The following is a 2,807-nucleotide window of genomic DNA, read 5'->3' on the forward strand; positions in this document are numbered from 1 at the left end:
AGCCCCAGCATGGCCAGGATCCAGCCGGCGAGGATGATCATGTGCGCCGGCCCGTAGGTCGACGAAAGCACGTGCTCGAGCTGCTCGCTCGGCGGATGGATGGCGAACCCCAGGACCTGCAGGGGGAACGCCGCCAACAACGCCGTTCCACCCATCCTGATCAGCCGATCTGCCGAAAAACCCCGCTTGACCTCTGTTCCCACAACACACCTCCGTGTCCGAAACCGACGGACACCAGCGTGCGCCCGGGGATGTCCCGAGGTCATGAGGCAAGCAGCCCGGCCGGCCGGGAACTATCGAACCTCGGAGCGGCCTTCTAGGACTCGAAGACCTCTTCGTCGTCCAGGGCGTCCTCGGCCGGCGGAGCTTCCTCGCCCTGCAGCTCGGCCAGCGTCATCAGAACGTCCCGCGGCTTGGAGCCCTGCGACGGCCCGACCACTCCCCTCTCCTCCAGGAAGTCCATCAGCCGCCCGGCCCGTGCGAAGCCGACCTTGAGCTTGCGTTGCAGCATCGAGGTCGAGCCCAGCTGGGTCCGGACCACCAGCTCGGTGGCCTGGGTGATCAGCTCCTCGTCGGCGTCGTCCCCGGTGCTGCGGACGCCGGAGCCCTTGGTCTCGGTCCCCGAGCCGACGATGCCCTCCACGTAGTTCACGTTGCGCTGCCTGCGGCACCAGCCGACCAGCGACGCGGTCTCCTTCTCCGAGATGTAGGCGCCCTGCAGGCGGATCGCCCGGGGGGCCGATGCGTGCTTGTAGAGCATGTCGCCCTTGCCGATCAGCCGGTCGGCGCCGCCCTCGTCCAGGATCACGCGGCTGTCCTGCATGCTGGCCGTCGCAAACGCCATGCGGCTGGGGATGTTGGCCTTGATGACGCCGGTGACGACGTCGACCGACGGCCGCTGCGTCGCCACGATCAGGTGGATGCCCACGGCACGTGCCTTCTGGGCGATGCGGCAGATGTAGTCCTCGACCTCACGGGGGGCGACCATCATCAGGTCGGCCAGCTCGTCGACAACGATCAGGTAGTAGGGGAAGGTCGTGCGGGGGGTGCCGTCCTCGAACGGAGGCAGGGCGCCGGCCCGGACCGCCTCGTTGTACATGTCGGTGTGCCGGTAGCCGACGGCGGCCAGCACCTCGTACCGTGCGTCCATCTCCCGGGCGACCCAGCCGAGGGCCTCGGATGCCTTCTTCGGGTTCGTGACCACCGGGGTGAGAAGGTGAGGCACGCCGTTGTAGTTGCTGAGCTCGACCATCTTCGGGTCGATCAGCAGCATCCGGACCTGGTCGGGCCGGGTGCGGAGCAGCAGGGAGCAGAGGACCGCGTTGATGCAGGTCGACTTGCCGGCGCCGGTCGCTCCCGCGATCAGCAGGTGGGGCATGTCGGCCAGGTTGACGACCATCGAGACCCCGGCAATGTCCTTGCCCAGGCCGACGATCAGCGGGTGCTCGGACACGCGGGCCTGCGGGCTGCGCATGACGTCGCCCAGAGTGACGGCAACCCGGTCCTTGTTCGGGACCTCGATGCCGATCGCCGAGCGTCCGGGGATGGGGGCCAGGATGCGGAGGTCGCCGGCCGCCAGGGCGTACCGGATCTCCTTCTCCAGGCTGACCACCCGGTTGACCTTGACGGCCGGACCGAGCTCGATCTCGTAGCGGGTGACGGTCGGGCCGGCGGTGTACCCGGTGACCCGGGCGTCGACCTCGAACTGCTGGAGCGTGTGCTCCAGGGCGGCGACGGTGTCGTCGATCATCCTTTTGGACACCTCGGCCACGTCACCGACCGACAGCAGCGACATCGGCGGGGTCTTGTAGCCCTCCGGGTCGGGGTCGGGGGTGCTGTGGTCGTCCTCGAAGGGGATGGCCTCCGGCTCCTCGAACTCCTGGAACAGCGAGGCCGATACCACCTTGCCCGGATTGGAGACCGGGGCGGGCGGCGGGATGGCGTCGGGGGGCGCTACCGGCCGCGCCTGCGGCACGGTGGCCTTGGGGCTGAGCTCGGCGATCATCTTGTCGGTCTGGCGTTTGGTCACGTCGTTGACCGAACGGCCCATGTGGGCGGCGCCCTTGCCCAGGCCGGCAACCAGCATCTGGACGCCCGAGATCACCCGGGCGGCGGGGGTCTTCGTCAGGACGAGCAGGCCCAGGGATACCAGCAGGATGATCAGCAGCCCGGCCCCCCAAACCGAGAGCAGAGTTTCGGCCGGCCAGGCTACCAGCGCGCCGACGCCGCCGCCCAGGTCGGGCAGCTCGTCCAGCCTCAGGCCCCGGCTGTCGTTTGCAAAGAGCATGTGCATCCAGGCGGCGATGCCGGCGATCGACATGAAGGCGCCGGTGGCGATCCGTCCCGCCTCGCCGGAGTTCTTCTTGTTCATCATCGTGATCGCGACCACGGCCAGAGCCGGCGGCACCCCGAACGAGGCGGAGCCGAAGATCCAGCGCATCCCCCACTCGAGCTGCCGGCCTACCGGGCCTGCGAGGTCGGCGTAGATGCCCAGCCCGCCGAGGATCGCCAGGAACAAAAGGACGATTGCGAAGCCGTCGGTGTTGGGCCCGAAGATCCCGGCCAGCGGCGAAGGCTTCTTCTTGCCCCGCTTGGCGGGTGACGGCCGGCGCGCGGGCGGACGGCCGGACGCAGGGCGCCTGGCTGCCGGTTTGCGGGCGGGGGCGGTTCTGGTGCGGGTGTTCGTTGTTTTCGAGGGGGGCATCCAACCTCCGTACAGCCGGCTTTTCGCCCGGCTGGTGCCTTCCGCGCAGCAGGTTCACGGGCATCCTTCGCCCGGCGCTGGTGCGGTCCGGAACCCATCTTCG

General features: G+C 69.0%; 2 protein-coding genes. Both read right to left on the bottom strand.

Features of this window, described 5'->3' with window-relative positions; all coding sequences use genetic code 11:
• The coding region (locus tag VFV09_10715) for a hypothetical protein (GenBank protein ID HEU4868186.1) at window positions 1–203 on the bottom strand (203 nt) is incomplete at its 3' end.
• A gap of 113 nt (window positions 204–316) precedes the next feature.
• Window positions 317–2,704, bottom strand: coding sequence for a DNA translocase FtsK 4TM domain-containing protein (locus VFV09_10720; protein ID HEU4868187.1), 2,388 nt, complete (start codon window positions 2,702–2,704; stop codon window positions 317–319).
• Between the last annotated feature and the right edge of the window lie 103 nt (window positions 2,705–2,807).

It is taken from the genome of Actinomycetota bacterium, from assembly GCA_035759705.1.
Lineage (GTDB): Bacteria > Actinomycetota > CADDZG01 > JAHWKV01 > JAHWKV01 > JAJCYE01.